Genomic DNA, 2,822 nt, shown 5'->3' with positions numbered 1-2,822 from the left:
GGCCAGCGTTTCATGGCCGTAGATCTCGGGCTGACGCTGCCCAAGCAGGTTCAGATTCGGCCCGTTCAGGATGTGGATCGTCTTGCCCATCGGAATCTCCTCGGGCCGCATCTTTCCATGCGATGAGGCCAAGCGACAGCCCCAAAAACGCGCGCGCCGCCCGCTGCGCCAAGGCGCGAATTGACAGCGCCGCGCGGCCGGTTAGGCTTTCCCGGCGGGCGGCAGAAGATCGGCCCCGGCCATCAGGGAGAGAGACGATGTGCGATATCTGCGTGATGAACCGCGTCAAGGACCGGATGCTGTCGCGGCGCGGCTTTTTCCGGGCCGCGGTCGGGGCCGGCGTGGCGGCCGCCGCCGGTGTGACGGCTTCGGCGCCCGCGGCGCTGGCGCAGGGCCATGGCGGCGTCACCGACATGACCCATGAGTTGCACGAGGGCTTTGCCACCTATTTCGGCGAACAGCAGTTCTTCCCCGAGCAGAAATTCACCTTTGCCGAACACGGCTTCAACCTGTCGGAATTCCGGGTGAACGAGCATACCGGCACCCATATCGACGCGCCGCTGCATTTCTCGGCCGATGGCGCGGCGGTGAACGAGATCGCGGTGGGTAGCCTGATCGCGCCGCTTTGCGTGATCGACATCGCGGCGCGTGCGGCCGGGGATGCCGATGCCCAGGTCACGCCGGACGACATCCGCGCCTGGATCGCCGCGCATGGCGAGATCCCCGACAATGCCTGCGTGGCGATGCATTCGGGCTGGGCCGCCCATGTCGACGGGCCGAAATTCCGTGGCGCCGATGCCGAGGGCAAGCAGCATTACCCGGGCTTCCATGTCGGGGCGGCGCAGATGCTTCTGGAGGAAACCCGCGCGGGCTCGATCGGGGTGGACACGCTGTCGCTGGATCATGGGCCGTCGGCCGATTTCGCCACCCATTACGCCTGGCTGCCCGCGGGACGCTTCGGCATCGAATGCCTGGCCAATCTGGACAAGGTGCCCGCTGCGGGGGCGACGCTGGTGATCGGCGCGCCCAAGCATCACGGCGGCACCGGCGGACCCGCCCGCATCTTCGCGCTGGTCTGATCCGGCGCGCCATCCGCAACGAAGGAGGGCCCATGGCCACGGTCAGGATCTGGAGCGATGCCGAAGTTGAGGCGGATGCGCGCGTCAAGGCGGTGTTCGACGACATCCGCGCCACCCGCAAGACCGATTTCGTGAACAATGTCTGGCGTGCGCTTGCGAACCAGCCCGCGGTTCTGGAATCGACCTGGGCGCAGGTGAAACAGGTGATGACGCGGCCCGGCGCGCTTGACCCGGTCACGCGCGAAATGATCTACATGGCGGTCTCGATCGCGAATGGCTGCGAATATTGCGTGCATTCCCACACGGCGGGCGCGCGGGCCAAGGGCATGACCGACGAGATGTATGGCGAATTGCTGGCCATCGTCAGCCTTGCCGCGCAGACCAACGCGCTGGTGACGGCGCTTCAGGTTCCCGTTGACCCGGAATTCAAGGCGTAACCCGTGGAAAAGGCGATCATCGCGCGCGAGCCGGGTGGCCCCGAGGTGCTGGACTGGGTGGACTGGCCGGTGCACGCCCCCGAGGAGGGCGAGGTCCTGGTCCGGCACCGGGCTGTCGGGCTGAATTTCATCGACACCTATTTCCGCTCGGGCCTTTACCCCTGGCCCGATGACATCCTGATCCCCGGCGGCGAGGCCGCTGGCGTGATCGAGCCGCTGGGGCCGGGCGTCACGGGCTTCGCAATCGGCGACCGGGTGGCCTATACCACGCCGAACGGCGCCTGCTGCACGGCGCGGGCCATGCCTGCCGACCGGCTGGTGCCACTGCCCGACGCAATCCCCGACGAGATTGCGGCCAGCGTGATGCTCAAGGGGCTGACGGCGCATTACCTGATCCATGACAGCTTTGCGGTGCGCGCGGGCCAGAGCGTTCTTGTCCATGCCGCGGCGGGGGGCGTGGGGCTGCTGCTTGGCCAGTGGCTGGCCGCAAAGGGCGTGCGCGCCATCGGCACGGCGGGCGGACCGGACAAGGTGGCGATGGCGCGTGACCATGGCTGTGAGACGGTGATCGACTACAGCGCCGGTGATTTCGTCCCGGCGGTAATGGCAGCCACCGATGGCGCGGGCGTCGATGCGGTCTATGACAGCGTCGGGCGCGACACCTGGCGCGGCTCGCTCGCCTGCCTGAAGAAACGTGGCATGTTCGTGAATTTCGGCCAATCCTCGGGCATGCTGGACGACTTCCGCATCTCGGATCTTGCCAAGGGCAGCCTGTCGGCCACACGGCCCGTCCTGTTCGATTTCATCGCTGACCCTGACGAATTGCGCGCCCGGGCCGCCGACCTCTTCGCCGCCATCGTCGGCGGGTCCCTTACCCCGCAGATCGGCCAGATCCGGCCGCTGGCCGAAACGGCGGCAGCCCATCGCGCGCTGGAGGCCCGGGAAACGACCGGGGCCACGGTCCTGCTGCCCTGACCGGCGCGCAGGAACCACCCCAACACGCGCCATCCATCCGATCCGCGCGGCCGGGTCAGCAAAAGGTTGGCGCTTCTGGTGATCCGCCTCGCGCCCAAGTCTATCGGCCAAAGGATCCGAAAGACACCCTATCCCCGTGCCGCAAAAGCAAGCAGCGCAATCGGCGCGGGGCGTTCATCGCGTGCCGCCGCCATCCGGGCCGTCCGCGTCCATCTCCCCCGGCCCGGTATCGTCCTGCGGCTCGGGCTGGGGTTCGTCCTCCTGCCGGGGCGGTTGCTCCGGCGGCCCGGCCGAACGCGCCCGCGTGCGCAGCGCTTCGGGGTTGCGCAGC

Annotated in this window: 4 protein-coding genes; 3 read left to right on the top strand and 1 reads right to left on the bottom strand. The window is 68.1% G+C overall.

The genetic code is table 11. From position 1 onward, the window contains the following. The coding region (locus ENN83_RS13105) for a type II 3-dehydroquinate dehydratase (RefSeq protein ID WP_287187645.1) at positions 1-90 on the bottom strand (90 nt) is incomplete at its 3' end. A 167-nt stretch (positions 91-257) separates the two neighbouring features. Here ENN83_RS13105 and ENN83_RS13100 point away from each other — a divergent pair. The 3 genes from ENN83_RS13100 to ENN83_RS13090 are packed head-to-tail and all read left to right on the top strand — an operon-like array spanning position 258 to position 2,491. Beyond that, a complete protein-coding gene (locus tag ENN83_RS13100) occupies positions 258-1,079 on the top strand; it encodes a cyclase family protein (protein ID WP_287187644.1) in 822 nt (273 codons plus the stop codon). Between the two features lie 32 nt (positions 1,080-1,111). Next, positions 1,112-1,516, top strand: coding sequence for a carboxymuconolactone decarboxylase family protein (locus ENN83_RS13095; protein WP_287187642.1), 405 nt, complete (start codon positions 1,112-1,114; stop codon positions 1,514-1,516). A 3-nt stretch (positions 1,517-1,519) separates the two neighbouring features. Then, positions 1,520-2,491, top strand: a complete 972-nt coding sequence (locus ENN83_RS13090) for a quinone oxidoreductase family protein (protein ID WP_287187640.1) — start codon at positions 1,520-1,522, stop codon at positions 2,489-2,491. The last annotated feature ends 331 nt before the right edge of the window (positions 2,492-2,822 follow it).

It is taken from the genome of Rhodovulum sp., assembly GCF_011048875.1.
In the GTDB taxonomy this organism is placed as follows: domain Bacteria; phylum Pseudomonadota; class Alphaproteobacteria; order Rhodobacterales; family Rhodobacteraceae; genus Rhodovulum; species Rhodovulum tesquicola.
Note: the sequence above shows the minus strand (reverse complement) of the source record. Positions and strands in the feature narration are given on the sequence as shown.

Coding starts and splice junctions, on each gene's coding strand:
- ENN83_RS13100 (WP_287187644.1), top strand. CDS start 258: ATGTGCGATATCTGCGTGATGAACCGCGTCAAGGACCGGATGCTGTCG.
- ENN83_RS13095 (WP_287187642.1), top strand. CDS start 1,112: ATGGCCACGGTCAGGATCTGGAGCGATGCCGAAGTTGAGGCGGATGCG.